Source organism: Actinacidiphila glaucinigra, assembly GCF_900188405.1.
Classification (GTDB): Bacteria; Actinomycetota; Actinomycetes; order Streptomycetales; family Streptomycetaceae; genus Actinacidiphila; species Actinacidiphila glaucinigra.
Genome location: NZ_FZOF01000006.1, coordinates 349,784 through 374,849 on the forward strand (window position 1 = coordinate 349,784; position 25,066 = coordinate 374,849).

The window sequence follows — 25,066 nt, forward strand, 5'->3', positions numbered from 1 at the left end:
GCCCGACGGGCCGGGCCTGCCGAGGATGTGCGGAAGGCCGGGGCGGGGCCGCGGGCCGGATCAGAGGGTCGGCGCCTGACGCGGAACGTCCTGACGGGGACATCGGCGGGGCACGAGTGGCCGCACGAGGTGGGGAGACGCGCATATGACGGACGGAACGCCGTGGGGCGGCGGCGGTTGGGGCCCCGGTCACGGAACCGGCGGCGGCACGGGGGGCGGCGGCTTCGGACCTCCGCCCCCGCCGGCGCCGCCGTACCCCCCGCAGCCTCAGGCCCACCAGGGAGCGCCCTGGTACCCGCCGCACCACGGCTACCCCACTCCGCCGCCCCGCCGGCGCGGCCCGCTGCTGGCCGTGGCCGGGCTCGCCACCGCGGCCCTGGTCGCCGGCCTCCTCATATGGGCGCCCTGGGGCGGTGACGGCTCCGGCGACGGCGACGGCCCCTCGGCGACCGCGCCCAAGGACCCGGCCGCGGAGGCCGAGCGCATGCTGCGAGAGGCCGCGGAGACCATGAGCGACACCCAGGTCGTCGCCTACCGGGGCGACTTCGCCCTCGACAGCGGGGCGAGCACGCCCTTCGACCTGCAGACCACGCCCGGCGGCTGGGGCCGCGGCTCGCTGCAGGACCAGGGCGCCACGGTGCGGCTGCTCACCACCGACGACCACCGTCTGACCAAGGCCGGCAAGGCGTACTGGAAGGACCGCGGCTACGCGGGCGACCTCCTCGACCGGATCGACGGCCGCTGGATGGACTCCTCCGCCGACCTGCCCGAGATCGACGACCTGACGACCCCTCTGGACCCGGCCAACGTCTCCGACCTGCTGCGGGACGCCGCCGACCGCGGCCGCCCGGACGCCATCACGTCCTCCACCGTCTCCGGACGGCCCGTCAAGGTGCTGACCACGGCCAACGGCCGCTTCTGGATCAGCGACTCCGTCCCCCGCACCCTGCTGCGCCTCGCCGCCGACGACTCCCCCGCCGCCTCGGGCCCGCTGCCCCTTCCCGACGGCCTGGACACCACGGTCGGCGCGCTCACCGGCGCCGACCGCGAGACCTTCACGACCGCCTACGACCGCGACCTCTCCGCCCTGAAGTCCGCCGTCGACCCGGCGGTCAACTTCAGCACCACGGGCAAGGCCCGTTTCTCCCCCTGCGGCAACAGCAGTTGCACGGCCCGGTTCACCCTCCAGAACTCGGTCTACGAAGGCCTGGGCGACGTGGAGGCCTCCGACGAGCCCGTCTACGCGGAGATCAGCATCGCCATCACCCTCGACGGCCGCAAGGTGAAGACCTGCACCTTCCAGCGGAAGATGGAGCCCTCCGGCACCGTGTCGCTCACCTGCACGGCCACCTACAGTGCCGCGACCACCAAGAACCACACCGTCCGCGGGCTTCCCGACGCCTGGGCGCGCGCGGTACCGGACCCCGAACTGGCCCGGCTGCGGGCGGACTTCGCCAAGGGCGTCGTGGACGGTCAGGCGGCCTGAGCGACGCGGCGGGGCACCTCCCCCGCCGCGCGGCCGGGGCGGACCGCACCGGACGCCGGAGCACCGGGGGCCGGTGGTCCGGTACGGGACGGCGGCGGCCGGGGGCCGGTGGCGCAGCGGACCCCTCAAGGACCGTCTTGAGAAGGACTGGGACTTCCCCCCTGCCCCAACCCATCACCTGATCAGGTGATTTGGGACGAGGACGCGGGGAGGGGGCGGTATGGTCGCCGCAGACGACACCGCATACACGACGGCCCCGGCGGGGACGGCAATCCCGGCCGGGGCCTGACCAGTTAAGGAAGACGCAACTTCCCCATGGCTGACACGCAGTCTAGTGCGCCCTCACGCGCCCGCGCCGGGACTCCGGCGGCCGGCGTGGTCCACGTACGCCGCCGCCTCACGGCGAACTTCACGATCCTCTCCAACCGCCTCGCCCAGCGCCCCGGCAGCGCGGTCACGGTCGGCGTCGGCGCCTATCTCCTCTCCGTCCCGGACGGCGTGCCCGTCAGCATCGACGCGCTGCGCGCGCACTTCACCGAGAGCAGGGAGCGACTCGCCCGGGCGCTGAACGAGCTGGAGGCCGAGGGGTTCCTGGAGCGGGTCGTGGTCCGCGAGGAGAACGGGCGGATCCGTACCCGTACCTATGTCCACGACGTGCCGCGGGCGGACACACCGCCGGCGCCGGACGGCCCCGCACCCGCACCCGGACCCGGACCCGGACCCGCCCCGGCCGAAGCCTGCGAGGAAGCCCCGGACGCCGCGTCCGGCGCAGCCCACGAGGCGGTGCCGTACGCGGCTCCCGGCGCGCACGCCCCCGGTGAGGAAGCCCTCGGCGAGGAAGCCGTCGGCAAAGCCGCCGAGGCCGTCCTCGCATCCCTCCGCGTACGCGACCCCCGCCTGCTGCTCTCCCGGCGCGACATCGCCCGTCTGTCCCCCGGTGTCGCCGCGTGGCTCCGCCTCGGAGCCGAGCCCCGGCGCATCGCCGAGGCCCTCGCCGCGGACCTGCCCTCCGCCCTGACCCACCGTCCGGCCGGCCTGCTCGCCTACCGTCTGCGCGCATGGGACCCGCCCGCCGCCGCGCCGCCGCCCCGAGCGGCCGTCCCCTGGCAGGCCTGCGACTCCTGCGAGCGCCCCTTCCGCGGGCACGCCCCGGCCACCTGCCGGGAGTGCCTGGCCGAAGCGGCATGACGCCGTCACGTCCGAACCCCGGGACTTCGCCGGGGAACGCCCTTGCCGTGAGCCGCATCGTCCTGGGGGGCGGGCCTCGGCGAGATCATCCCCGGACCGGACCCCGCGGGACGCTACGCCGCCGCGAGCCGCTTCGTCATGACGCGCTCCGGCCGGCCGTCCGGCATGACCCCGCCGGGCCCCCCGTCGTCCGCGAAGCCGTTGCGCACATAGAGCGCGGTCGCCACCGCGTTGCCCTCCGCGACGGCGAGGTGGAGCAGGGCGGCGCCCGCCGTGGTCGCGGCCCACTCCTCGACGGCCCGGATCAGCACGTCGGCGACGCCGCGGCCGCGGGCGTCGCCCGCCACCCACATGGAGATCAGCTCGGCGCTGTCCGGCAGTTCGCCGGGGACACCGCTGGCCATGCCGCCGGGCCTGCCGTCGACGAGGGCGACCAGGTTGTACGAGCCGGGCAGGGCGAGCCGGTCGCGCCAGCGTTCCTCGCGGTCGCCGTCGCCCTGCCAGTCGGCGAGCCGGGCGCCGAAGGCGTGCGGCGCGTCGGCGAGCGCGGCGAGCCGCAGCTCGCGCCAGAGCGGCCAGTCGTCGGGGGTGAGCACCCGCAGTTCGATCACCCCCGCAGGGTGCCGCCGGGACGGGCCCGGCGGCAACCCTGTTTTCCCCGGTCTCAGCGGGTGCCGAGCAGGTGGTCCATGGCGAGCTGGTCCAGCTGCTCGAAGGCGGACCCGCGGGTCGCGACGGCGTCGGCGTCGAACTCCTCGTAGGCGCCGCGGTCGGCGAGCAGGCCGGCCAGGGTCTCGCCCTCGCCGAGGGTCGGCTGCGCCAGCTCGTCCAGGCGGGAGGCCTTCAGCGCCTCCTGCACGGCCGGGTCGGCGCGGAACGCGGCGGCGCGCTCCTTGAGGATGAGGTAGTTGCGCATGCCGCCGGCGGCGGACGCCCACACGCCGTCCATGTCCTCGGTCCGCGGGGGCTTGAAGTCGAAGTGGCGCGGGCCCTCGTAGCCGGCCGTCTCCAGCAGGTCGACCAGCCAGAACGCGGAGCGCAGGTCGCCGGCGCCGAAGCGCAGGTCCTGGTCGTACTTGATGCCGGTCTGGCCGTTGAGGTCGATGTGGAAGAGCTTGCCGTGCCACAGCGCCTGGGCGATGCCGTGCGGGAAGTTCAGCCCGGCCATCTGCTCGTGGCCGACCTCGGGGTTGAGGCCGACGAGCTCGGGGTGGGCCAGCTCGTTGATGAACGCCAGCGCGTGGCCGATGGTCGGCAGCAGGATGTCGCCGCGCGGCTCGTTCGGCTTGGGCTCGATGGCGAAGCGGATGTCGTAGCCCTGCTCGATCACGTACTCGCCGAGGAGGTCGAAGGCCTCCTTGAAGCGGTCGAGGGCGACCCGCACGTCCTTGGCGGCGCCGGACTCGGCACCCTCGCGGCCGCCCCAGGCGACGTAGACCTTGGCGCCCAGCTCGGCGGCGAGGTCGATGTTGCGGATGGTCTTGCGGAGTGCGAAGCGCCGCACCTCGCGGTCGTTGGCGGTGAAGCCGCCGTCCTTGAAGACCGGGTGCGTGAAGAGGTTGGTGGTGGCCATCGGCACCTTCAGGCCGGTGGCGTCCAGGGCCTGGCGGAACCGCTTGATGTGGCCCTCGCGCGCGGTGTCGTCCGAGCCGAAGGGGATCAGGTCGTCGTCGTGGAAGGTGACGCCGTACGCACCGAGCTCGGCCAGCCGGTTGACGCTCTCGACGGGGTCGAGGGCGGGGCGGGTCGCCTCGCCGAAGGGGTCGCGGCCCTGCCAGCCGACGGTCCAGAGACCGAAGGTGAACTTGTCCTCGGGGGTGGGGGTGAAACTCATCGCGGCGGCTCCTATTCGTAAGACCACTGAACAAATTAATATGCCATCGCCGCTTTGTGAAGGGAGCCGCAGGATGGGTAACGGACCGATCGCGCTGGGTGTGGACAGCTCCACCCAGTCGACCAAGGTGCTCGCAGTCGACGTGGAGACGGGCGAGGTACTGGCCAGAGGACAAGCCCGGCACACGGTCAGCGAGGGCGCGGGCCGCGAGACCGACCCCGAGGTGTGGTGGCGCGCGCTCGGCACCGCCCTCGCCCAGATCGGGCCGTACGCGGAGCGGGCCGACGCCATCTCCGTGGGCGGCCAGCAGCACGGCCTGGTCGTCCTCGACCCGGTCGGCCGGCCCCTGCGGCCGGCCCTGCTCTGGAACGACGTGCGGTCCGCCCCGCAGGCCGACGCCCTGGTGGAGCGGCACGGTGCCGCGCACTGGGCGCGGCGCTTCGGCAGCGTGCCCGGCACGAGCTTCACCGTGACCAAGTGGGCCTGGCTCACCGAGCACGAGCCCGAGACGGCCAAGGCCGCCGCGGCCGTCCGCCTCCCGCACGACTTCCTCACCGAGCGGCTCGGCGGCGCCGGCGTCACCGACCGGGGCGACGCCTCCGGCACCGGCTGGTGGGCCACGGACACCGAGACGTACGACGAGGCGCTGCTCGCGGAGATCGGCCTCGACCCGGCGCTGCTGCCCCGGGTCCTGGGCCCCGGCGAGGCCGCCGGCGTCACCCTGCCCGGGCTGCCGCTGCGCGAGGGCGTCCTGGTCGGCGCGGGCACCGGCGACAACGCCGCCGCCGCCCTGGGCCTGGGGCTCGTCCCCGGCCAGCCCGCGCTCAGCCTCGGCACCTCCGGCACCGTCTACACCCCGGCCACCACCCGGCCCACCGACCCCACCGGCATCGTGGCCGGCTTCGCGGGCGGCCACGGCGACTGGCTGCCGCTGGCCTGCACCCTCAACTGCACGCTGGCCGTCGACAAGATCGCGGGCCTGCTCTCCCTGGACCGCGAGGCGGTCGAGGCGGGCGGCAGCACGGTGCTGCTCCCGTTCCTCGACGGCGAGCGCACCCCGAACCTGCCGTACGCCTCCGGCCTGCTCACCGGGCTGCGGCACGACACCACCCCGGGGCAGATCCTCCAGGCCGCCTACGACGGCGCGGCGTACGCCCTGCTCACCGCGCTCGACCAGGTGCTCGCGGTCGACGGCACGGGCTCGGACGAGCCGCTGCTGCTGATCGGCGGCGGCGCCCGCGGCACCGCGTGGCGCGAGACCGTGCGACGCCTGTCGGGGCGGGCCGTGCGGATCCCCGTCGCGGAGGAGCTGGTCGCGCTGGGCGCGGCCGCGCAGGCCGCCGGGCTGCTCACCGGGGAGACCCCGCAGGCCGTCGCCCGCCGCTGGGACACCACGGCCGGTCCCTCGTTCGACCCCGTCCCGCGCGACGACGCCGCGCTCGACCGCCTCGCGACGGCGCTGGCCGACGCCTTCGACGTGCGGTGAGCCGCTCGCCCCGCCCGGGGCCCGTGGCCCGTCCGGCGGGCGGGGCGTGCGAGGGTGGGGGCAGGACGTTGACCAGGACGGATGACGGACGAGAGCGGAAGGGGACCGGAGCGTGGCGGAACGGCCGGGGTCGCAGGCGGGGTTGCGGCGGCGGAATCTGGCGCTGGTGATGCGAGCCGTGGCGGACCACGGCGAGGTCTCGCGCGCGGCCGTCGCCGCCGAAGTCGGCCTGACCCGGGCCACCGTGTCGACCCTCGTCGACGAGCTGCTGGCGACCGGCCTGCTCGTGGAGCTGGGCACCCAGCGCCCCGGCACGGTCGGCCGCCCCGGCACCGCCCTGGCGCTGAACGACACCGGTCCCGCCGGCCTCGGCGCGGAGGTCGGGGTGGACCACCTCGCCGCCGTCGCGGTCGACCTGCGCGGCACCGTGCGCGCCCGGGCCCGCGTCGAGGCGGACAACCGCGGCCGCCCGGCACCGGAGGTGCTGCGCGAACTCGCGGCGCTCGTCGCCGAGGTGCGGCAGGAGGCCCGGGCCGCCGGCCTGGGCCCGGCCGGGCTGACGCTCGCCGTACCGGGCCTGGTCGGCCGGGACCGGCAGGTCGTGATGCGGGCGCCGAACCTCGGCTGGGAGGACGTCGACGCCGCGGGCTGGTTCGAGCGGTCCGGGGGCGGCGGCCTCGCCGCCTCCCCCGTCCCGGTCACCGTCGAGAACGAGGCCAACCTCGGTGCCCTGGCCGAACTCTGGCTGGGCGGCCACGAGGGCGTCACCGACTTCGTGCACGTCTCGGCGGAGATCGGCATCGGCGCGGCGCTGGTCGTCGACGGCCGGCTGTTCCGCGGGGCGCGCGGCTTCGCCGGGGAGCTCGGCCATGTGCCCGTGCACCCGACGGGCCCGCGCTGCTCCTGCGGGGCGCGCGGCTGCCTGGAGCAGTACGCGGGCGAGGAGGCCGTACTGCGCGCCGCGGGCATCGCCCCGGAGCGGCCGGACGCGCTCAAGGCCCTCCAGGCCGCCGCCGCGCAGGAGGACCCGGCGGCGCTGAAGGCGCTGGCGGCCGCCGGAGCGGCCTTCGGGATCGCGCTGAGCGGCGCGGTGAACCTGCTGGACCCGCAGGCCGTCGTGCTGGGCGGCACGCTGGCCGCACTGGCGCCGTGGCTGCGCTCGGCCGTCGAGCGCGAGCTGGGCCGTCGCGTGACGGACCGTCAATGGCGGGCGGACGCCGTACGGGTGTCCCGGCTGGGCCGCGAGGGCGTGCTGCTCGGCGCCGCGTACAGCGTGGTGCGCGCCGTCCTGGACGACCCCCAGGCGCTGCGCCCGCGGTAACCCCCCGGACAGCCCGGCGACACCCTCGCAACAGCCTCGCAACAGCTCGTCACGCAGCGCACGGAGCCGTCACCCCCGGCGGTTACGATGCGCTGCGCGGCGCGGCCGGGGGGCGGCGCCCGGTCCGTGTTCCGAGGGGGGATCCCTGTGTTCGTGCTGTCCATCCTGCTGCTCGTGGCGGCGGTCGTGCTGTTCTTCGTCGCCCGGGGCCAGAGCTCCGGCGGCTGGAAGCTGGGAGCGGCGCTCAGCGCCCTGGCGGGCGTGCTGGCGGGCGTCTTCGCCTGCGTCCACGTCGTCAGCGCCTACGAGGTCGGCGTCCCGGTGACCTTCGGCAAGGTCGGCTCGCCGCTGACCTCCGGCATCCACTTCAGATCGCCGTTCACCGACGTCACGTCGTTCTCCACGCGCCCGGTCGACCTCGACCTGCACGACAAGGACGTGGTCGAGGTCCGCTCCTCGCAGGGCGGCGTGCTCTACGCCGACGTCACCATCAAGTGGGCCGTGGTGCCCGCCAACGCCGTCGAGCTCTACCGGCTGGCGGGCAACGAGGAGGCCATCCAGTCGCGGCTGGTGATGCCGGACAGCCGCGAGATCATCCGCAACGTCTTCGCCAAGCACACCAGCGAGGAGGGGTACGCCTCCGCCCGTGAGCGGATCGGCTCGGAGATCGACTCCCTGATCAAGCAGCGCCTCGCCCCGCGCGGCATCGACGTCGCCGCGGTGAACCTGCGCAACGTGCGGCCCTCCGAGCAGTTGCAGGAGCAGATCGACAAGAAGATCCAGCAGCAGCAGGCCACCGAGCGGGCCGTCGAGGCGGCCAGGACGGCCAAGGCGGAGGCGGAGCGCAAGCGGATCGAGGCGGAGGGCATCGCGAGCGCCAACCGGATCATCGCCAAGTCGCTGAGCGACAAGGTGCTCTACAACCAGTGCCTGGACGCCTACCGCGAGGCCGCGAAGTCCCACCCCGTGTACGCGGTGCCCTGCGGTACGAACGCGAACGGCTCCCCGGTCATCGTGGACGGCACGAAGAACTGACGGCCCGCCCGTACAGGGCGCCCAAGGCGCCGGGAACGCCGCAGGGGCCCGGAACCGTGAGGTTCCGGGCCCCTGCCGCCGTTCGGGGCGGGAGAGCGGCTCAGACCGCGCTGCCGGCCTTCCAGGCGCTCCAGCCCATGTTCCAGCCGTTGAGGCCGTTCGCCGGGTCGACGGTCTTGTCCTTGGAGTTCTTCACGATCACGACGTCGCCGACGATCGAGTTGGTGTAGAACCAGTAGGCGTCGGTGGAGGTGTCCTTGGCGCCCTTGGTGTCGTTCAGGCCGACACAGCCGTGGCTGGTGTTGACGCTGCCGAACACCGAGTCGGCACCCCAGTAGTTGCCGTGGATGAAGGTGCCGGACGTGGTCAGGCGGATGGCGTGCGGCACGTCCTTGATGTCGTACTCGCCCTTGCCGTCGTCGTCGGTGAAGCCGACGGTGGCGCCGTTCATCCGGGTCTCGGTGAACTTCTCCGACATCACCATCTGGCCGTTGTAGGTGGTGTTCTCGTCGGAGCCGGCGGAGATCGGGATGTCACGGACGACCTTGCCGTCGCGGACGACCTTCATCCGGTGGGTCGAGGCGTCGACCGTGGAGACCTGGCTGCGGCCGATCTTGAAGCTGACGGTCTTCTCCTGGACGCCGTAGACGCCGGCGGCGCCCTCGACACCGTCCAGGTTCAGCTTCAGGGTGACGGTGGAGCCGGCCTGCCAGTAGGCCTCGGGGCGGAAGTCGAGCCGGGTGGAGTTGAACCAGTGGCCGACGACCTCCTGGCCGCTGCTGGAGCTCACCGAGATCGCCGACTGCACGGCCTTCTTGTCCTCGATCGCCTTGGTGAAGTTGATCGAGACCGGCATGCCCACGCCGACGGTCTGGCCGTTCTCGGGCGTGTAGTAGCCGATGAAGCTGTGCTCGGGGCTGACGGTGGTGAAGGTGGAGTTCTCGGCGGCCTTGCGGCCCTTGCCGTCCTCCGCCTTGGCGGCGATCTTGTACTTCGTGGCCCGCTCGAGCGGGGCGTCGGGGGCCCAGCTGGAGCCGTCCTCGGAGATCGTGCCCTCGACGTCGGAGCCGTCGGCGACCGAGGTCATGGTGACGCTGGTCAGCTCGCCTTCGGCGACCTGCACCTTGGCGCCGCTGTTGATGCTGACGTTGTCGGCACCGGTCTTGGGGGTGATCGATATTCGGGCGTCCGACGCGTCCTTGGCCGCCTGCTCGTCGACCGAGGCCTGCGACTTTGCATTGTTGTCGGAACCGGCAGTGCCCGCCTTGTCGCCCCCGCAGGCGGTCAGAGTGATCGCCCCGACGGCGAGCAGCGCCAGAGCTGCCAGCCCGGCTCGCCGCTTGCGAGAGGGCTTCGTGTCGGTGGCTGTGCCGGTCTCGGCGCGCTTCACACAGATCTCCAATGTCGTCCGGTACGCGTTTCCCCCGGCCCGCTTGCGTCGCGGGCCACGGCCCTCGATCGAGCCTCACTCGTACGTCCAGGAACTGCCAGGGTCTTTGGTCCGTTCCCCCACATCGGGAAGTGTGGGGAAAAACACGTGCGTGACGCACGTGACATGGGCGCGGTCTCGCGGCCCGTGCGAAACCCCGGACCCGTGAGGGGCCCGGGGCAGGTGAGTCACGCATGGGCGAAGACGCGTTCAGCGCCCCCGCGGTTCCTCCTCGTCGATGTCGGCTTCCTCGTCGGCTTCCTCGTCCGCCTCGTCATCGGCCTCGTCGTCGTAGAGGTCCCACTCGTCGGAGTCGGGGTCGTACTCGGTGTGGGCGCAGGACCAGGACGCCTGCACCAGCTCGATCCCCGGCACGCTGGTGACCAGGTCGAAGGGATCGACCAGGTACGCCAGCGCCTCCGACTCGTCCTGCCGCACCGACGCCTCGGCGTGCTGCCGCTCGTCGTCCGGCATGTACTCGTCGCCGCCGATCTGGTCCAGCGCGGCGTCGGTCAGCTCGCCGGACCCGGTGATCTCCAGGACCAGCTCCACCTGGAGCCGCACGTAGCGCGGCCCGCTCTCCCCGGTGGGGATGTCAGTAGTGCTCATGTGACGGAGCGTATGCGGGGGAACGGCCCCCGTTGCGCAGGCAGTCCGCTTCCGGCGCCGAAGGATACCCGCGGCGGCCCTCCGGGAACCCGTGGAAGCTCCGGTTCCGGGGTCGAACTTCCCTCCGCGGCGGTTGTCTCACTACCATCTGCTTTCACGGTCAAGTCGCCGCAACCGCTGGGGGATCCGTTGACCTCGCACCGTCCGCCCGCCTTCGTCGCCATCACGGCGGCCGCCGTCCTCGGCGCCCTGTACTTCGTGCCCAACGCGTCCGCCAGTGCCGAGCACACGGCGAACACGGGCACGCAGTCGTCCGTTTCCACCGCCACCACCACCGGGTCGGGCACCGGTGGGGGGCAGCACCTCGCCGACACGGGAAGCGTGGACACCACGCCGTACCTGGTCGGCGGAACCGCCTTCCTCGGCCTGGGCGCGGCACTCGTGATCAACGCGAGCCGCCGCACCCGCGACGTGTACTAGGCCCCACCCCGTCCCGGCCCGAGGGCCGGGACGGGGTGGGGATCAGGCGAGCGGGCCGGTCACCGACTCGGCCGCCGCCACCAGACCGCCGCCGCGCACGAAGTCGTACGCCGCCGCCAGGTCCGGGGACAGGAAGCGGTCAGGACCGGGGCCGCCCACACCCGCCTCGCGCGCGGCCTTCAGCACCGCCTGGCTCGCCGGGGCGGCCACCAGCACCTCGCTGCCCTGCACGCGCAGCTCCACGGCGCGCGACGCCGCCATCAGCTCGACCGCGATGATCCGGGCCAGGTTGTCCACCGACTGCCGCAGCTTGCGGGCGGCCGACCAGCCCATCGAGACGTGGTCCTCCTGCATCGCCGAGGACGGGATGGAGTCCACCGACGCGGGCACCGCGAGCCGCTTGTTCTCGCTGACCAGCGCGGCCTGCGTGTACTGGGCGATCATCAGGCCGGAGTCCACGCCCGGGTCGTCGGCCAGGAAGGCCGGCAGGCCGTGCGAACGGCTCTTGTCCAGCAGCCGGTCGGTGCGCCGCTCCGCTATCGAGCCGAGGTCGGCCGCGGCGATGGCCAGGAAGTCCAGCACGTAGGCGACGGGCGCGCCGTGGAAGTTGCCGTTGGACTCGACCCTGCCTCCCCCGGAGCCCTCGGCGAAGACGACCGGGTTGTCGACGGCGGAGACCAGCTCGCGGTCGGCCACCGTCATGGCGTGCGTCACGGTGTCCCGGCCGGCGCCGGCCACCTGCGGGGCGCAGCGGATCGAGTACGCGTCCTGCACCCGCGGCGCGTCGTCCTGGTGGTGCCCGGTGAGCCCGGAGCCGGCGAGCACACGGCGCATGTTCTCGGCGCTGGCCGCCTGGCCGGGGTGCGGGCGGATCGCGTGCAGCTCGGGCGCGAGCACCTTGTCGGTGCCCAGCAGCGCCTCCATCGAGAGCGCGGCGGTGACGTCGGCGGCGGTGAACAGCCGGCGCAGGTCGTCGATGGCCATGACGAGCATGCCGAGCATGCCGTCGGTGCCGTTGATGAGGGCAAGGCCCTCCTTCTCGCGCAGCTCGACGGGCTCGATGCCGTGCTCGGCCAGCAGCTCCGGGACGGGGCGCACGACGCCGTCGGGGCCCTCGGCCTCGCCCTCGCCCATCAGGACCAGCGCGCAGTGCGACAGCGGCGCCAGGTCGCCCGAGCAGCCCAGGGAGCCGTACTCGTGGACGACGGGCGTGATGCCGGCGTTGAGCAGCGCGGCCATCGTCTCGGCGACGACCGGGCGGACCCCGGTACGGCCGGAGGCCAGCGTCTTCAGCCGCAGGAACATCAGTGCGCGCACCACCTCGCGCTCCACCCGCGGGCCCATGCCGGCGGCGTGCGAGCGCACCAGGCTGCGCTGGAGCTGCGCGCGCAGCTCGGGGCTGATGTGCCGCACCGCGAGCGCGCCGAAGCCCGTCGACACGCCGTACACCGGCTCCGGCTTCGCCGCCAGGGCCTCCACGACCTCGCGCGCCGCGGCGATCCCGGCCAGCGCCTCCGCAGACAGTTCGACCCGGGCACCGCCGCGGGCCACCGCCAGCACGTCCTCCGCCGCGGCCCCGTGGGCCCCGATCACCACGTTATGCATACTCATATTCACGAACCCTACGGACTGAATCGCTACCTGTCACGTGCCGGACGGGCCTCTTCCGCGCGGCCGCTCCGCACCCGCCGGGCCCGGTCCCGCGGCCCGCTCCCCGGCCGCCCGCCGCCCGGCCGGCGCTCAGTCCCGCCCCCGGAAGCGGCGGCGCTCCACGTCGTGGCCCGCGGGCTGGTCGGCGAGCCGGACCACCGGGTCCTCGGGCGCCCCGCGCCCGGCGACCACCGGCTCCACCGAGTGCAGGGCCTTCGCCCGGTACTGGGCCGCGTCCGCCAGCCGGAACAGCCGGCGCCCCGAGGTCACCACGCCGATCTCGGCGTCCGTGGACGCCACCCCGACCGCGACCCCGTCGCCCAACCCCAGCCACTTGGTGCGCACGCACAGCTCCTCGGCGACCGCCACGACCTCCTCCGCCCGGTGCCCGACCGACAGCAGGCAGAACTCGTCGCCGCCCAGCCGCGCCACCAGGCTGCCCTCCAGGGCGGCCCCGCACAGCGACAGCACGGAGCCGAAGCCGACCAGCAGCCGGTCGCCGACCGCGTGCCCGAGCTGGTCGTTGACCCGCTTGAGCCCGTTGAGGTCGCAGACCACCAGGCTCACCGGGGTCCCGTCGGCCCGGTGCCGCTCCACCGCCTCCTCCAGCCGCTGGTCGACGGCCCGCCGGTTGGCCAGCCCGGTCAGCGGGTCGCTGAAGGCCAGCCGGCGCACCTCGGCCAGCCGCTCGGTCTGGGCGATCCCGGCCGCGGTGAGCGTCGCGAGCACGGTCGCGAACTCGGCGTCGTCCCGGTCGAAGACCGGCCGCCCCGCCCCCCGGGCCACGTACAGCTCGCCCCAGGCGAGCCCGTGCAGCAGGATCGGGGCGACGACGCAGGAGGTGCGGCCGCGCCGCCGCAGCGTGGCCACCCGCTGGTGGCAGTAGGCGCCGCCGCGCGCCTGCGCGGGGCCCTCGGCGGTCTCGATCCAGGCGTGCGGCTCGCCGCCCTCGGTCCACTTGGCGTGCAGGAACTCCACGATCTCCGGGAAGTCGGCGACCGAGTACACCTCCTCGGCCGGCTGCGGCTCCTCGCCGGGCGCCAGGTCCCCGTCGTTGACCAGGACCCGCAGCCGTCCCCGGTCGCGCTCCCAGCGGGAGATCGCCGACATGGAACCGCCGAGCGCGACCCGCGCCGAGGACGCGGCGGCGACGGCCGCCTCCATGGGCGACTTCGCCGCCGCCACCGCCCGCGCGAGTTCGGCGACGGCGCGCAGTCGAGCGTCCCCGCCGGTGCCGTTCATGCGCCCGTCTCCTGTCGCAGCAGAACTTTTACCAGTTTGCGACGTTCGCACGGCCCCGCACGTTACACACCGGCGGCACGGTCGTTTTCCCCCTCAATCACTCACCCGGCCACACCGGGTCGCGCTTCTCGTTGAACGCCGCGACGCCCTCGGCGCGGTCCCCAGAGAAGGCGACCGTGCGCCAGGCGGCGTCCTCGACGTCCAGCCCGGTCCGCAGGTCGGTGCCCTGGCCCAGCCGCATCGCCCGCTTGGCCGCCCGCAGGCCCACCGGCGAGTTCGCGGCGATCCGCGCGGCCAGCGCGAGCGCCTCCATGCGGTCCTGGCCCTCCTCCGCGAGCACGTCCACCAGCCCCAGCGCCAGCGCCTCGGCGGCGGGCACCCGGCGCCCGGTGAAGATCAGCTGCGCCGCCCGAGCCGCGCCCACCCGGCGCGGCAGCAGCTGCGTACCGCCACCGCCGGGGATCACGCCCACCGTGACCTCCGGCAGCCCCACGACCGCCGTCGGGTCCGCGACGATCACGTCGCACGCCAGCGCCAGTTCGTAGCCGCCGCCGAGGGCGAAGCCGTGCACCGAGGCCACCGACGGCATCGCCAGCTCCAGCACGGCCGTGTAGGCGGCCCGTGTGTACGGACGCTGCCTTCCGAGGTCGGCGTCGGTGAAGGAGTTGCGCTCCTTGAGGTCGGCGCCCACGCAGAACGCCCGCTCGTGCGTCGAGGTGAGCACGACGCAGCTCACCGACCGGTCGCCGGACAGCGCCTCGCACGCCTCGGTGACCGCCCGGGCCATGTCCGTCGAGATGGCGTTCATCGCCTTGGGCCGGTCCAGCACGAGTTCCGCCACCCGCCCGGCGTCACCGTGCCTGCGTACCGCCACCCACTCGCCAAACCGCTGCTCGGCCATCGCGCCGCCACCTCCGGGTCGCCGTTAACGATCGTGAACCGTCGACGGCCAGCGTAGTGGGCGCGTCCGCTCAGCCGCCCCGGCGGCTCAGCAGCCAGGGCTCGACCACGCCGAGACCGCGCACCGGCCGCCGCCACATGGGCTGCAGCCCGAAGCGGTACTTCTCCTCCGACCCGGGCGCGATCTCCGCCTCCGACTCGGGTGCCTCGCCCGCCGCGACGAGCGCCTGCGCCAGCTCGCCGTCGACGAGCACCGCGTCCCGGGGCGCTATCGAGGTCAGCCGGCTCGCCAGGTTCACCGTGGTGCCGAAGACGTCGCCCATGCGGGTCGTGACGGTGCCGAAGGCCATGCCGACGCGCAGCGCCGGCATCGTCTCGTCGCCGTTCATCGTCTCGATGAGCCGTATGCCGATCTCGGCGGCCGTGCCGGCGTCGTCCGCGACGAACAGCACTTCGTCGCCGAGGGTCTTGATGAGCCGTCCGCCGTGCGCGGCCACCTGGTCGGCGGCCGTGGTCTCGAACGCCTCGACCAGCTCGCCGAGTTCCTCCTCCTCCAGCCGGCGGGTGAGCCGGGTGAAGCCGACGAGGTCCGCGAAGCCGACCGCGAGCCGGCGGTCCACGGCCTCCTCGTCGTCGGAGCGGACGACCCGGCTGGTGGCCGCGGCGAGCTGCCGGCGCCACACGTACGTCAGGAACTCCTCCAGCTCCGGCAGCAGCAGCTCGACCAGCGGATAGGCCACCTCGCCCCGGGTCATGCCGGGTTCGGGCGGCTCGGTGAGCTCCTCCAGGAAGGAGTCGGTCTGCCACTCGGCCAGCCGGGCCGTGGTCTGACCGGTGGACCGGGCGACCTGGATCGCCGTGCTCTCGCTGATCAGCCCGGCCTCGACCATGCCGGCCAGGCGCCGCAGCGCCAGGACGTCGGCTTCGGTCAGCGCGCGTGCCTGGCCGATGTCGGCGAAGCCCATCGCGCGCCAGAACCGGGCGGCGAGGTCCATGGAGACGCCGGCGCTGCGGGCCGCCTGAAAGGGCGTGTAGTGCCGTCCGGAGCCGAGGATCAAGTGCTCCAGGCGGAGCGCGATCGGGTCTTCCTCGACGGCGTGCGCGCGGGCGGATCCGCCCCGTTCCTCGGGCTCTTCGCGCTCCTCGGGTTCCGGCTGCCCGCCGTGCCGGCCGCCCGGCTCCTCGTGCGGCGGGAGGTCGCTCGCGTCGTCCACGGTCACCGCCCGCCCCCTCCTGAGTCCCTGCGCACCGGCCCTTCCGATCACCGCGTCGGAGGCTGCCGCCTCAACAATACGGCAGGTGTGTCCTGGCTCACTCTCCCGCCGGGCGTACATGGACGACGTCTCCGGCGCCGACCGCCCGCTCGCCCCCGGCGGTCGCGACGACCAGCCGCCCGTCGTCGTCGACGGCCACCGCGCGCCCGCTGACCTCGCCCCCGCCCGGGAGTTCGGCGCGCACGGTACGGCCGAGCGTCACGCAGCCGGCGGCGTATGCCTGCTGCAGCCGGGAGGCGGCCGGGTCGCCGTCGGCGCGCAGCCACTCGCCGTACCAGTCGGCGAGCGAACGCAGCACCGCGCGCAGAAGCGGATCGCGGTCGGTGCCCTTGGCCCCGGCGAGCGCGAGCGAGCCCGCGGCGGGGACCGGCAGCTCCTCCTCGCGGAGCGTGACGTTGAGGCCGATGCCGATCACCACGGCGTCGTCGCCGACGCGCTCGGCGAGGATGCCGCCGGTCTTGCGCTCCTCGCCATCGACGGTGACGAGCACGTCGTTGGGCCACTTCAGCCCGGTGTCGACGCCCGCCGTCCGCGCCACGGCGGTGGCGGTCGCCACGCCGGCCAGCAGCGGCAGCCAGCCCCAGCGCCGGGGCGGGACGGCGGTCGGCCGCAGCAGCACGGAGAAGAAGAGCCCGGAGCGGGCGGGGGCCTGCCACTGGCGGTCCAGGCGGCCGCGCCCCGCGGACTGCTCCTCGGCGACCAGGACCGCGCCCTCGGCGGCGCCCTCCCGGGCCCGGGCGCCCAGGTCGCTGTTGGTGGAGCCGGTGGAGCCGACCACGTCCAGGTCGGTCCACAGGCTGTCGGGGGTGACGATCGCGCGGCGCAGGGCGGCCGCGTTGAGCGGCGGTCGCTCCAGGTCGGACCAGCGGTTCGAGGTCATGTTCCCAGCCTAGGGTCTGCCCTCCGGATCGCCGTGGACGCGGCCCCTCCGGGTCCGGGACGACGCGGCGGCCGGGAAGGCGGACCCTGGGAGTGGAGTGTGGCCAACGCCGCACTGACCGGGCAGCATCCGCGCGGTTACGCTACGAAAACAGTATTACTCGCCAGTCACGTCACACCCTCAGCAGGACCCGACGAGAGCAGGAGAGCCGCCTCCCATGGCCGAGCCGGAGATCGACATCCACACCACCGCGGGCAAGCTGGCGGACCTGCGCCGCCGTATCGACGAGGCGACCCACGCCGGCTCGGCGCGTGCGGTGGAGAAACAGCACGCCAAGGGCAAGCTGACCGCGCGTGAGCGCATCGAACTGCTGCTGGACGAGGGCTCCTTCGTCGAACTGGACGAGCTGGCCCGGCACCGCTCGACCAATTTCGGCCTGGAGCGGAACCGCCCCTACGGCGACGGCGTCGTCACCGGCCACGGCACCGTGGACGGCCGCCCGGTGGCCGTGTTCTCGCAGGACTTCACCGTGTTCGGCGGCGCACTCGGCGAGGTCTTCGGCGAGAAGATCGTCAAGGTCATGGACTGGGCGCTGAAGACCGGCTGCCCGGTCATCGGCATCAACGACTCCGGCGGCGCGCGCATCCAGGAGGGCGTCACCTCGCTCGGCCTGTACGGGGAGATCTTCCGGCGCAACACCCACGCCTCCGGCGTCATCCCGCAGATCTCCCTCGTCCTCGGCCCCTGCGCGGGCGGCGCGGTCTACTCCCCCGCCATCACCGACTTCGTGGTGATGGTCGACCAGACCTCGCACATGTTCATCACCGGCCCGGACGTCATCAAGACCGTCACCGGTGAGGACGTCGGCTTCGAGGAACTGGGCGGCGCCCGCTCGCACAACACCGTCTCCGGCAACGCGCACCACATGGCCGGCGACGAGAAGGACGCCATCGAGTACGTCAAGGCGCTGCTGTCCTACCTGCCGTCCAACAACCTCCAGGAGGCCCCCTCCTTCCCGCAGGAGGCGGAGTCCGAGGTGTCCGCGGAGGACCTCGAGCTCGACACCCTGATCCCGGACTCGGCGAACCAGCCGTACGACATGCACCAGGTCATCGAGCACGTCCTGGACGACGGCGAGTTCCTGGAGACCCAGGCGCTGTTCGCGCCCAACATCCTCACCGGCTTCGGCCGGATCGAGGGCCACCCGGTCGGCGTCGTCGCCAACCAGCCGATGCAGTTCGCCGGCTGCCTGGACATCGACGCCAGCGAGAAGGCGGCGCGCTTCGTCCGCACCTGCGACAGCTTCAACGTCCCGGTCGTCACCTTCGTCGACGTGCCCGGCTTCCTGCCCGGCACCGACCAGGAGTGGAACGGCATCATCCGGCGCGGCGCCAAGCTGATCTACGCGTACGCCGAGGCCACCGTCCCGCTGATCACCGTCATCACGCGCAAGGCCTTCGGCGGCGCCTACGACGTCATGGGCTCCAAGCACCTCGGCGCGGACCTCAACCTGGCCTGGCCGACCGCCCAGATCGCCGTCATGGGCGCCCAGGGGGCCGTCAACATCCTGCACCGCCGCACCCTGGCCGAGGCCGGCTCCCCCGAGGAGGCGGAGGCGCTGCGCGCCCAGCTGATGCGGGAGTACGAGGACACCCTGCTCAACCCCTACGTCGCCGCGGAGCGCGGCTACGTCGACGCGGTCGTCCTGCCGTCGGAGACCCGCATGCACCTGGTGAAGGCGCTGCGGACGCTGCGCAACAAGCGCGAGAGCCTGCCCCCCAAGAAGCACGGCAACATCCCCCTGTAAGGAGCCGCCCACCCATGGTGATCAAGGTCGAACGGGGCAACCCGACCCCCGAGGAGCTGGCGGCCGTCGTGGCTCTCGTCCAGGCCCGGGCCGCGGCGGCCGCGGGGCCCGCCGACGGCCCGCGCGCGGCCGACGAGTGGGCCTCCCCCGCGCGCAACGTCCCCGGCCGGATACCGCGCCCGGCGCCGGCGTCCTGGCGCAGCACCTACTGGCCGCACTGACCCGGGCTGACGGAAATGGTCCGCTTGCCCGCCCGCGCCTGAGTACCCGTACTCAGGCGCGGGCGTTCTCCACGGCGCAACCTGGACGGCATGCTGTGGTCAGACCCGTCCGACGAACCCCCCGAGGAGATGCGGCAGGCGCAGGCGATGCTGCGCCGCGCGATGCTCGTGATCGCGGTCGCCGTCCCCCTGATCACCGCCCTGGTGGCCTGGCGCTGCTGACTACGATGACGGTCATGACCGACAGCAGCCGCAGCCCCCGCCCGCTCGTCCTCGCCTCCGCCTCCCCCGCGCGCCTGGGACTGCTGAAGCAGGCCGGGCTCGACCCGCGGGTCGTCGTCAGCGGTGTCGACGAGGACGCGATCAGCGCCGGCAGCCCCGCCGAGCTGGCCCGGGTGCTGGCCGAGGCCAAGGCCTCCGCGGTCGCCGCGGGGCTCTCCGACGGCGAGGTCGTCGTCGGCTGCGACTCCGTCCTGGACCTGGACGGCGTGGCGCTGGGCAAGCCGGCCGACGCCGAGGACGCCACGGCCCGCTGGAAGTCCATGCGCGGCCGCTCCGGTGTGCTGCGGACCGGGCACTGCGTCATCGACCTCGCCACCGGCCGCCGCGTCTCGGCGACCGCCTCCACCACGGTGCGGTTCGGCACCCCGGACGACGCCGAGATCGCCGCCTACGTCGCCTCGGGCGAGCCGATGCACGTGGCCGGCGCGTTCACCCTCGACGGCCGCTCGGCGCCGTTCGTCGAGGGCATCGAGGGCGACCACGGCAACGTCATCGGCATCTCGCTGCCGCTGCTGCGCCGGCTCTTCGCCGAGCTGGACCTGCGCATCACCGACTTCTGGGTCTGACCGGCCGGCGGGTTCTGGCCCGTCAGACGGCGGCGGGGGCGACGGGCGGCGGGGGCGTGCTCCCGCCGGGCTCGCCGTCCGGGCCGGAGGCCGGCGCCTCTCCCGCGTAGAGCACCAGGGTGAGCACCACGAACCCCAGGATCACCATCATCCCCACGAACGCGGCCCAGCCCACCGGGGCGGCCAGCCCCGCGCCCAGGACCCCGTGGGTCACCGCGCACACGATGAGCAGGATCCGGCCGAAGCGGCCCGGGGACCGGTCGCGCTGCGCCATACGGACGAGGACGACCGCGCAGCCGATGAGGAAGAGCGCCATCAGCACGCCCGCCGCCCACGCGCCCACCGCCATCGCGCCCGGATCGAGCCCGGCCAGGGACATCTGCTGATGCCGTACGACGATACCCATGATCCAGTTGACGAAGGCGAAGCCGAACGCCTCCAGGATCAGCAATACGGCCGCCGCCACGGCGACACTTCTGCGCACTGCGCGCCCCCTGTCCCAGACCCCTATTACCGGCGGTATTTCGTTGGCCGAACGCTACTAACGGGTAGGAGTTGCGGCAAGAGTCCGCGCGGCACCACCCGTATGGGGCGCCGGTCCGGCAAAGATTTACCCGGGCCTTCGTGGAGTTCCCACAAAAAAAGCGCCACGTCGGTCACGGTGGAGGACGGTGACCCGGCCCACACCCCAGGGCCACAAGCACCGGGATAAATGGGGCTTTACCGTAGGAAGCCTAGGCATCCGGGTCCTGATTGGGGGCCCGTATCACCCTCCGTGTGGGCAAGCTCACCCCCAGGGGTGCCTCGGCACGAAGTGTCGCCAGTACCTAAACTCTGCTTGTTTCAAGGAGGGAGCCATCGTGCGCAAGGTGCTCATCGCCAACCGCGGTGAAATCGCAGTCCGCGTCGCCCGTGCCTGCCGGGATGCCGGGATCGCCAGCGTGGCCGTCTACGCGGAGCCGGACCGGGACGCGCTGCACGTGCGCGTGGCCGACGAGGCATACGCGCTGGGCGGTGACACCCCGGCCACCAGTTACCTGGACATCTCCAAGGTGCTGGCGGCCGCAGCCGAGTCCGGGGCCGACGCCGTCCACCCCGGCTACGGCTTCCTGTCGGAGAACGCCGACTTCGCCCAGGCCGTCCTGGACGCCGGGCTCACCTGGATCGGCCCCCCGCCGCAGGCGATCCGCGACCTCGGCGACAAGGTCGCCGCGCGGCACATCGCCCAGCGCGCCGGAGCCCCCCTCGTCGCGGGCACCCCGGACCCCGTCTCGGGCGCCGACGAGGTCGTCGCCTTCGCGCGGGAGAACGGCCTGCCGATCGCGATCAAGGCCGCCTTCGGCGGCGGCGGCCGCGGCCTGAAGGTCGCCCGCAGCCTGGACGAGGTCCCCGAGCTGTACGAGTCGGCCGTCCGCGAGGCCGTCGCCGCCTTCGGCCGCGGCGAGTGCTTCGTCGAGCGCTACCTCGACAAGCCGCGGCACGTGGAGACCCAGTGCCTGGCGGACACCCACGGCAACGTCGTGGTCGTCTCCACCCGTGACTGCTCCCTGCAGCGCCGCCACCAGAAGCTGGTGGAGGAGGCCCCCGCGCCGTTCCTGACCCCGGAGCAGAACGCCCAGCTCTACGCGGCGTCCAAGGCCATCCTCAAGGAGGCCGGCTACGTCGGTGCCGGCACCTGCGAGTTCCTGGTCGGCACGGACGGCACCATCTCCTTCCTGGAGGTGAACACCCGTCTGCAGGTCGAGCACCCGGTCACCGAAGAGGTCACCGGTATCGACCTGGTCCGCGAGATGTTCCGCATCGCCGACGGCGAGGAACTGGGCTACGACGACCCGCCGCTGCGCGGCCACTCCTTCGAGTTCCGCATCAACGGCGAGGACCCGGGCCGGGGCTTCCTGCCCGCCCCGGGCACCGTCACCCGCTTCGACCCGCCGACCGGCCCCGGTGTCCGCCTGGACGCGGGCGTCGAGTCCGGCAGCGTCATCGGCCCGGCGTGGGACTCCCTGCTCGCCAAGCTCGTCGTCACCGGCGCCACCCGGCAGCAGGCCCTGCAGCGCGCGGCGCGCGCCCTGGCCGAGTTCCAGGTCGAGGGCATGGCCACCGCCGTCCCGTTCCACCGCGCGGTCGTCACCGACCCGGCGTTCGCCCCCGAGGTCAACGGCAAGACCGGTCCGTTCACCGTCCACACCCGGTGGATCGAGACCGAGTTCGTCAACGACATCAAGCCCTTCGCCGCCCCAGCCGACGCCGAGGAGGACACCGAGCCCGGCCGCGAGACCGTGGTGGTCGAGGTCGGTGGCAAGCGGCTGGAGGTCTCCCTGCCCGCCTCACTGGGCATGACCCTGGCCCGCACCGCCGCCGCCGGCGGTGCCCGCCCCAAGCGCCGCGCCACCAAGAAGGCCGGCTCCGCGGCCTCCGGCGACTCCCTGACCTCCCCCATGCAGGGCACGATCGTCAAGATCGCCGTCGAGGAGGGCCAGCACGTCGAAGAGGGCGACCTCGTGGTGGTGCTGGAGGCGATGAAGATGGAACAGCCCATCAACGCCCACCGCGCCGGCACCATCAAGGGCCTCACCGCCGACGTCGGTTCCTCCGTCTCCTCGGGCGCCCTCCTCTGCGAGATCAAGGACTGACGCCCCGTCGCGTACGGCAGCACGAACGCCGCGGGCCCCGGCCGATCACTCGGCCGGGGCCCGCGGCGTTCCGCCGTCACCGTCTAGCGCCGGCGCGGCGCCAGATCGGCGATCCGGGCGGCCTGCTGTTCTCCGGCCAGTTGGGCGGTGCGCAGCGGGGACATCCCCGACACGCCGCCGGCCGACTGGCCGGCGGCCCTGGCGCGCGGCTCGCCGGGAGCCGAACCGCCCGGGTAGTTGCCGGAGGGGTGCTGGTGGCGGCGGGGTCCCGGCACGGGCGGCATCTCCCGTCGCTGCCGCCCGTGGGACATCCCGCTGTCCGCCCCGTCCGTCGACGCGACGGCCACCTGCACACCGCGGTCGGCCAGCGCCTGGAGCTCCGTGGCGGCGCGGTCGTCGCCCGCCGGTGGCTCGTCCGTGACCAGATGGGTGATCAGGTCCGTGGGCACGGTCTGGAACATGGTGTCCGTGCCCAGCTTGGTGTGGTCGGCCAGGACCACGACCTCCGCCGCCGCCTGGACCAGGGCCCGGTCGACGCTGGCGGAGAGCATGTTGGACGTGGACAGCCCGCGTTCGGCGCTCAGCCCCGCCCCGGACAGGAAGGCCCGCGACACCCGCAGCCCCTGCAGGGACTGTTCGGCGCCGCTGCCCACCAGCGCGTAGTTGGAGCCGCGGAGCGTGCCACCGGTCATGACCACCTCGACCCGGTTCGCATGCGCCAGGGCCTGCGCCACCAGCAGGGAGTTGGTGACGACGGTCAGCCCCGGCACCCGGGCGAGCCGGCGTGCCAGCTCCTGGGTGGTCGTGCCGGCGCCGACGACGATGGCCTCGCCCTCCTCGACGAGACCGGCGGCGAGATCGGCGATCGCCGTCTTCTCCGCGGTCGATAGATGGGATTTCTGCGGGAAGCCGGACTCCCTGGTGAAGCCCCCCGGCAGCACCGCACCGCCGTGCCGGCGGTCGAGCAGTCCTTCTGCCTCCAGCGCCCGCACGTCACGCCGTACGGTCACTTCCGAGGTCTGGACGACACGGGCGAGCTCACGGAGCGAAACCGCTCCGTTGGCACGCACCATTTCGAGGATCAGTTGGCGACGTTCTGCTGCGAACACGAAACTGACAGTAACGCCAATGACCTTCCGCTATCAGCAGTTTGCACCGATTAACAGAAGTTGTTCGCGGGGTCGGACGCCCCGTGCTATATAGGCGAAGGCTTCCGCTCGGGTGACGACCCGGAGCCGGCGCCGAAGGTGCTGCTAGAGCTCTCCGGCCGCCTTGCGGGTCGCCAACTGCCGTGCCGCTTCGGCGATCGAACCCGACAGCGACGGGTAGACCGTGTACGTGTTCGCCATCTGTTCGACGGTCAGGTTGTTGTCGACCGCGATCGAGATGGGATGGATGAGTTCGCTGGCGCGCGGCGAGACGACCACTCCGCCGACCACGATGCCGGTGCCCGGACGGCAGAACAGCTTCACGAAGCCGTCCCTGATGCCCTGCATCTTGGCGCGCGGGTTGCGCAGCAGCGGGAGTTTGACGACCCGTGCGTCCATCAGGCCCGAGTCGACGTCCGCCTGGGTGTAGCCGACGGTCGCGATCTCGGGGTCGGTGAAGACGTTCGAGGAGACCGTCTTGAGGTTGAGCGGGCCGACCGTCTCGCCCAGGAAGTGGTACATCGCGATCCGGCCCTGCATGGCCGCGACCGAGGCGAGCGCGAAGACGCCCGTGACGTCACCGGCCGCGTAGACGCCGGGGGCCGAGGTGCGCGAGACCTTGTCGGTCCAGATGTGCCCGGACTCCTTGAGCTTGACGCCCGCGCCCTCCAGGCCCATGGCGGAGGTGTTCGGTATCGCGCCGACCGCCATGAGGCAGTGGCTGCCGGTGATGACCCGGCCGTCGGAGAGGGTGACCTCGACGCGGTCGCCGACCCGCTTGACGGCCTCGGCGCGGGAGCGGGCCATGACGTTCATGCCGCGGCGGCGGAAGACGTCCTCCAGGACGGCGGCGGCGTCCGGGTCCTCGCCGGGCAGGACGCGGTCGCGGGAGGAGACCAGGGTCACCTTCGAGCCGAGCGCCTGGTACGCGCCGGCGAACTCGGCGCCGGTCACGCCGGAGCCGACCACGATGAGCTCCTCGGGGAGCTCGTCCAGGTCGTACACCTGCGTCCAGTTGAGGATCCGCTCGCCGTCCGGCTTCGCGTCGGGCAGCTCGCGGGGGCGGCCGCCGGTGGCGATCAGGACGGCGTCGGCGGTGAGGGTCTCGGATGTGCCGTCGGCCGCCTCGACGATGACGGTGCGGGAGCCGTCGATCGCCTGCATGCCCTCCAGCCGTCCGCGGCCGCGCATCACCCGTGCGCCCGCACGGGTGACGGAGGCGGTGATGTCGTGGGACTGGGCGAGCGCCAGGCGCTTCACCCGCCGGTTGACCTTGCCGAGGTCGACGCCGACGACCCGGGCGGCCTGCTCGATGTGCGGTGTGTCGTCCGCCACGATGATGCCCAGTTCCTCGTACGACGAGTCGAAGGTGGTCATCACCTCGGCCGTCGCGATCAGGGTCTTCGACGGCACGCAGTCGGTGAGAACCGAAGCCCCGCCCAGGCCGTCGCAGTCGACGACGGTCACTTCCGCGCCCAGCTGGCTGGCCACCAGGGCCGCTTCGTATCCGCCGGGTCCGCCACCAATGATCACGATCCGATTCACGTACCCCATTGTCCCGCACGCGCCAAGTGATCACTTACGGGGGCGGTGTC

23 protein-coding genes are annotated in these 25,066 nt (G+C 73.3%); 11 read left to right on the forward strand and 12 right to left on the reverse strand.

Annotation, left to right across the window (positions count from 1 at the left end; genetic code table 11):
- Positions 1 to 145: 145 nt before the first annotated feature.
- Together CHF15_RS15215 and CHF15_RS15220 are read left to right on the forward strand one after the other, a co-directional pair.
- A complete protein-coding gene (locus CHF15_RS15215; RefSeq protein WP_089224305.1) occupies positions 146 to 1,486 on the forward strand; it encodes a hypothetical protein in 1,341 nt (446 codons plus the stop codon).
- A 315-nt stretch (positions 1,487 to 1,801) separates the two neighbouring features.
- Entirely contained in the window at positions 1,802 to 2,674 is an 873-nt protein-coding gene (locus CHF15_RS15220; protein WP_089224306.1) for a hypothetical protein, read from the forward strand.
- A 113-nt stretch (positions 2,675 to 2,787) separates the two neighbouring features.
- Here CHF15_RS15220 and CHF15_RS15225 read toward each other — a convergent pair whose 3' ends face one another.
- Complete coding sequence (locus CHF15_RS15225) at positions 2,788 to 3,285, reverse strand: GNAT family N-acetyltransferase (RefSeq protein WP_089224307.1); 498 nt, start codon at positions 3,283 to 3,285, stop codon at positions 2,788 to 2,790.
- Between the two features lie 53 nt (positions 3,286 to 3,338).
- Positions 3,339 to 4,508: a xylose isomerase gene (xylA, locus tag CHF15_RS15230; RefSeq protein WP_089224308.1), complete on the reverse strand. Its 1,170-nt coding sequence runs from the start codon at positions 4,506 to 4,508 to the stop codon at positions 3,339 to 3,341.
- A 73-nt stretch (positions 4,509 to 4,581) separates the two neighbouring features.
- Here xylA and xylB point away from each other — a divergent pair, with 73 nt between their 5' ends.
- The 3 genes from xylB to CHF15_RS15245 all read left to right on the forward strand — a co-directional run bounded on the left by xylB (position 4,582) and on the right by CHF15_RS15245 (position 8,350).
- Positions 4,582 to 5,994, forward strand: coding sequence for a xylulokinase (gene xylB / locus CHF15_RS15235; protein WP_089224309.1), 1,413 nt, complete (start codon positions 4,582 to 4,584; stop codon positions 5,992 to 5,994).
- 169 nt (positions 5,995 to 6,163) lie between these two features.
- Complete coding sequence (locus CHF15_RS15240; RefSeq protein ID WP_179279813.1) at positions 6,164 to 7,315, forward strand: ROK family transcriptional regulator; 1,152 nt, start codon at positions 6,164 to 6,166, stop codon at positions 7,313 to 7,315.
- A gap of 147 nt (positions 7,316 to 7,462) precedes the next feature.
- Entirely contained in the window at positions 7,463 to 8,350 is an 888-nt protein-coding gene (locus tag CHF15_RS15245) for a prohibitin family protein (protein WP_089224311.1), read from the forward strand.
- 100 nt (positions 8,351 to 8,450) lie between these two features.
- On the opposite strand, the gene CHF15_RS15250 is transcribed toward CHF15_RS15245, so the two are convergent.
- Both CHF15_RS15250 and CHF15_RS15255 read right to left on the reverse strand, forming a co-directional pair.
- Positions 8,451 to 9,740, reverse strand: a complete 1,290-nt coding sequence (locus tag CHF15_RS15250; protein ID WP_089224312.1) for a L,D-transpeptidase — start codon at positions 9,738 to 9,740, stop codon at positions 8,451 to 8,453.
- Between the two features lie 249 nt (positions 9,741 to 9,989).
- The gene (locus CHF15_RS15255) at positions 9,990 to 10,388 is read right to left on the reverse strand and encodes a hypothetical protein (protein WP_089224313.1); all 399 of its coding nucleotides are present in this window, start codon (positions 10,386 to 10,388) and stop codon (positions 9,990 to 9,992) included.
- Between the two features lie 189 nt (positions 10,389 to 10,577).
- On the opposite strand from CHF15_RS15255, the gene CHF15_RS15260 reads away from it, so the two are divergent.
- Complete coding sequence (locus CHF15_RS15260; RefSeq protein ID WP_245938835.1) at positions 10,578 to 10,868, forward strand: hypothetical protein; 291 nt, start codon at positions 10,578 to 10,580, stop codon at positions 10,866 to 10,868.
- 42 nt (positions 10,869 to 10,910) lie between these two features.
- Here the strand turns inward: CHF15_RS15260 and hutH are convergent, their stop codons facing one another.
- The 5 genes from hutH to CHF15_RS15285 form a co-directional block, all read right to left on the reverse strand.
- Positions 10,911 to 12,473: a histidine ammonia-lyase gene (gene hutH, locus CHF15_RS15265; protein WP_089224314.1), complete on the reverse strand. Its 1,563-nt coding sequence runs from the start codon at positions 12,471 to 12,473 to the stop codon at positions 10,911 to 10,913.
- A gap of 135 nt (positions 12,474 to 12,608) precedes the next feature.
- Positions 12,609 to 13,760 carry a sensor domain-containing diguanylate cyclase gene (locus CHF15_RS15270; protein WP_089224315.1) on the reverse strand — a complete coding sequence of 384 codons (1,152 nt, stop codon included), beginning with the start codon at positions 13,758 to 13,760 and terminating at the stop codon, positions 12,609 to 12,611.
- Between the two features lie 97 nt (positions 13,761 to 13,857).
- Positions 13,858 to 14,661 carry an enoyl-CoA hydratase/isomerase family protein gene (locus tag CHF15_RS15275; RefSeq protein ID WP_089224316.1) on the reverse strand — a complete coding sequence of 268 codons (804 nt, stop codon included), beginning with the start codon at positions 14,659 to 14,661 and terminating at the stop codon, positions 13,858 to 13,860.
- Between the two features lie 70 nt (positions 14,662 to 14,731).
- Positions 14,732 to 15,880 carry an adenylate/guanylate cyclase domain-containing protein gene (locus CHF15_RS15280; protein ID WP_089224317.1) on the reverse strand — a complete coding sequence of 383 codons (1,149 nt, stop codon included), beginning with the start codon at positions 15,878 to 15,880 and terminating at the stop codon, positions 14,732 to 14,734.
- Positions 15,881 to 15,971: 91 nt separating this feature from the next.
- Positions 15,972 to 16,814, reverse strand: coding sequence for a biotin--[acetyl-CoA-carboxylase] ligase (locus CHF15_RS15285; protein WP_089224318.1), 843 nt, complete (start codon positions 16,812 to 16,814; stop codon positions 15,972 to 15,974).
- A 217-nt stretch (positions 16,815 to 17,031) separates the two neighbouring features.
- Between CHF15_RS15285 and CHF15_RS15290 the strand changes: the two genes are divergently transcribed.
- The 4 genes from CHF15_RS15290 to CHF15_RS15300 all read left to right on the forward strand — a co-directional run bounded on the left by CHF15_RS15290 (position 17,032) and on the right by CHF15_RS15300 (position 19,690).
- Positions 17,032 to 18,621, forward strand: coding sequence for an acyl-CoA carboxylase subunit beta (locus tag CHF15_RS15290; RefSeq protein WP_089224319.1), 1,590 nt, complete (start codon positions 17,032 to 17,034; stop codon positions 18,619 to 18,621).
- A gap of 14 nt (positions 18,622 to 18,635) precedes the next feature.
- Positions 18,636 to 18,842, forward strand: coding sequence for an acyl-CoA carboxylase subunit epsilon (locus tag CHF15_RS15295; RefSeq protein ID WP_179279799.1), 207 nt, complete (start codon positions 18,636 to 18,638; stop codon positions 18,840 to 18,842).
- 90 nt (positions 18,843 to 18,932) lie between these two features.
- Positions 18,933 to 19,064 carry a morphogenic membrane protein MmpB gene (gene mmpB, locus CHF15_RS46395; RefSeq protein ID WP_018561319.1) on the forward strand — a complete coding sequence of 44 codons (132 nt, stop codon included), beginning with the start codon at positions 18,933 to 18,935 and terminating at the stop codon, positions 19,062 to 19,064.
- 14 nt (positions 19,065 to 19,078) lie between these two features.
- Positions 19,079 to 19,690 (forward strand): nucleoside triphosphate pyrophosphatase, encoded by a 612-nt coding sequence (locus tag CHF15_RS15300; RefSeq protein ID WP_089224456.1) that lies wholly within the window; start codon positions 19,079 to 19,081, stop codon positions 19,688 to 19,690.
- Between the two features lie 22 nt (positions 19,691 to 19,712).
- Here the strand turns inward: CHF15_RS15300 and CHF15_RS15305 are convergent, their stop codons facing one another.
- Positions 19,713 to 20,174, reverse strand: a complete 462-nt coding sequence (locus CHF15_RS15305; protein ID WP_245938836.1) for a hypothetical protein — start codon at positions 20,172 to 20,174, stop codon at positions 19,713 to 19,715.
- A 376-nt stretch (positions 20,175 to 20,550) separates the two neighbouring features.
- On the opposite strand from CHF15_RS15305, the gene CHF15_RS15310 reads away from it, so the two are divergent.
- Positions 20,551 to 22,323, forward strand: a complete 1,773-nt coding sequence (locus CHF15_RS15310) for an acetyl/propionyl/methylcrotonyl-CoA carboxylase subunit alpha (RefSeq protein ID WP_089224321.1) — start codon at positions 20,551 to 20,553, stop codon at positions 22,321 to 22,323.
- Between the two features lie 83 nt (positions 22,324 to 22,406).
- On the opposite strand, the gene CHF15_RS15315 is transcribed toward CHF15_RS15310, so the two are convergent.
- Both CHF15_RS15315 and CHF15_RS15320 read right to left on the reverse strand, forming a co-directional pair.
- Positions 22,407 to 23,396, reverse strand: a complete 990-nt coding sequence (locus tag CHF15_RS15315) for a DeoR/GlpR family DNA-binding transcription regulator (RefSeq protein WP_245938859.1) — start codon at positions 23,394 to 23,396, stop codon at positions 22,407 to 22,409.
- 180 nt (positions 23,397 to 23,576) lie between these two features.
- A complete protein-coding gene (locus CHF15_RS15320; RefSeq protein ID WP_089224323.1) occupies positions 23,577 to 25,025 on the reverse strand; it encodes an NAD(P)H-quinone dehydrogenase in 1,449 nt (482 codons plus the stop codon).
- Positions 25,026 to 25,066: the final 41 nt, after the last annotated feature.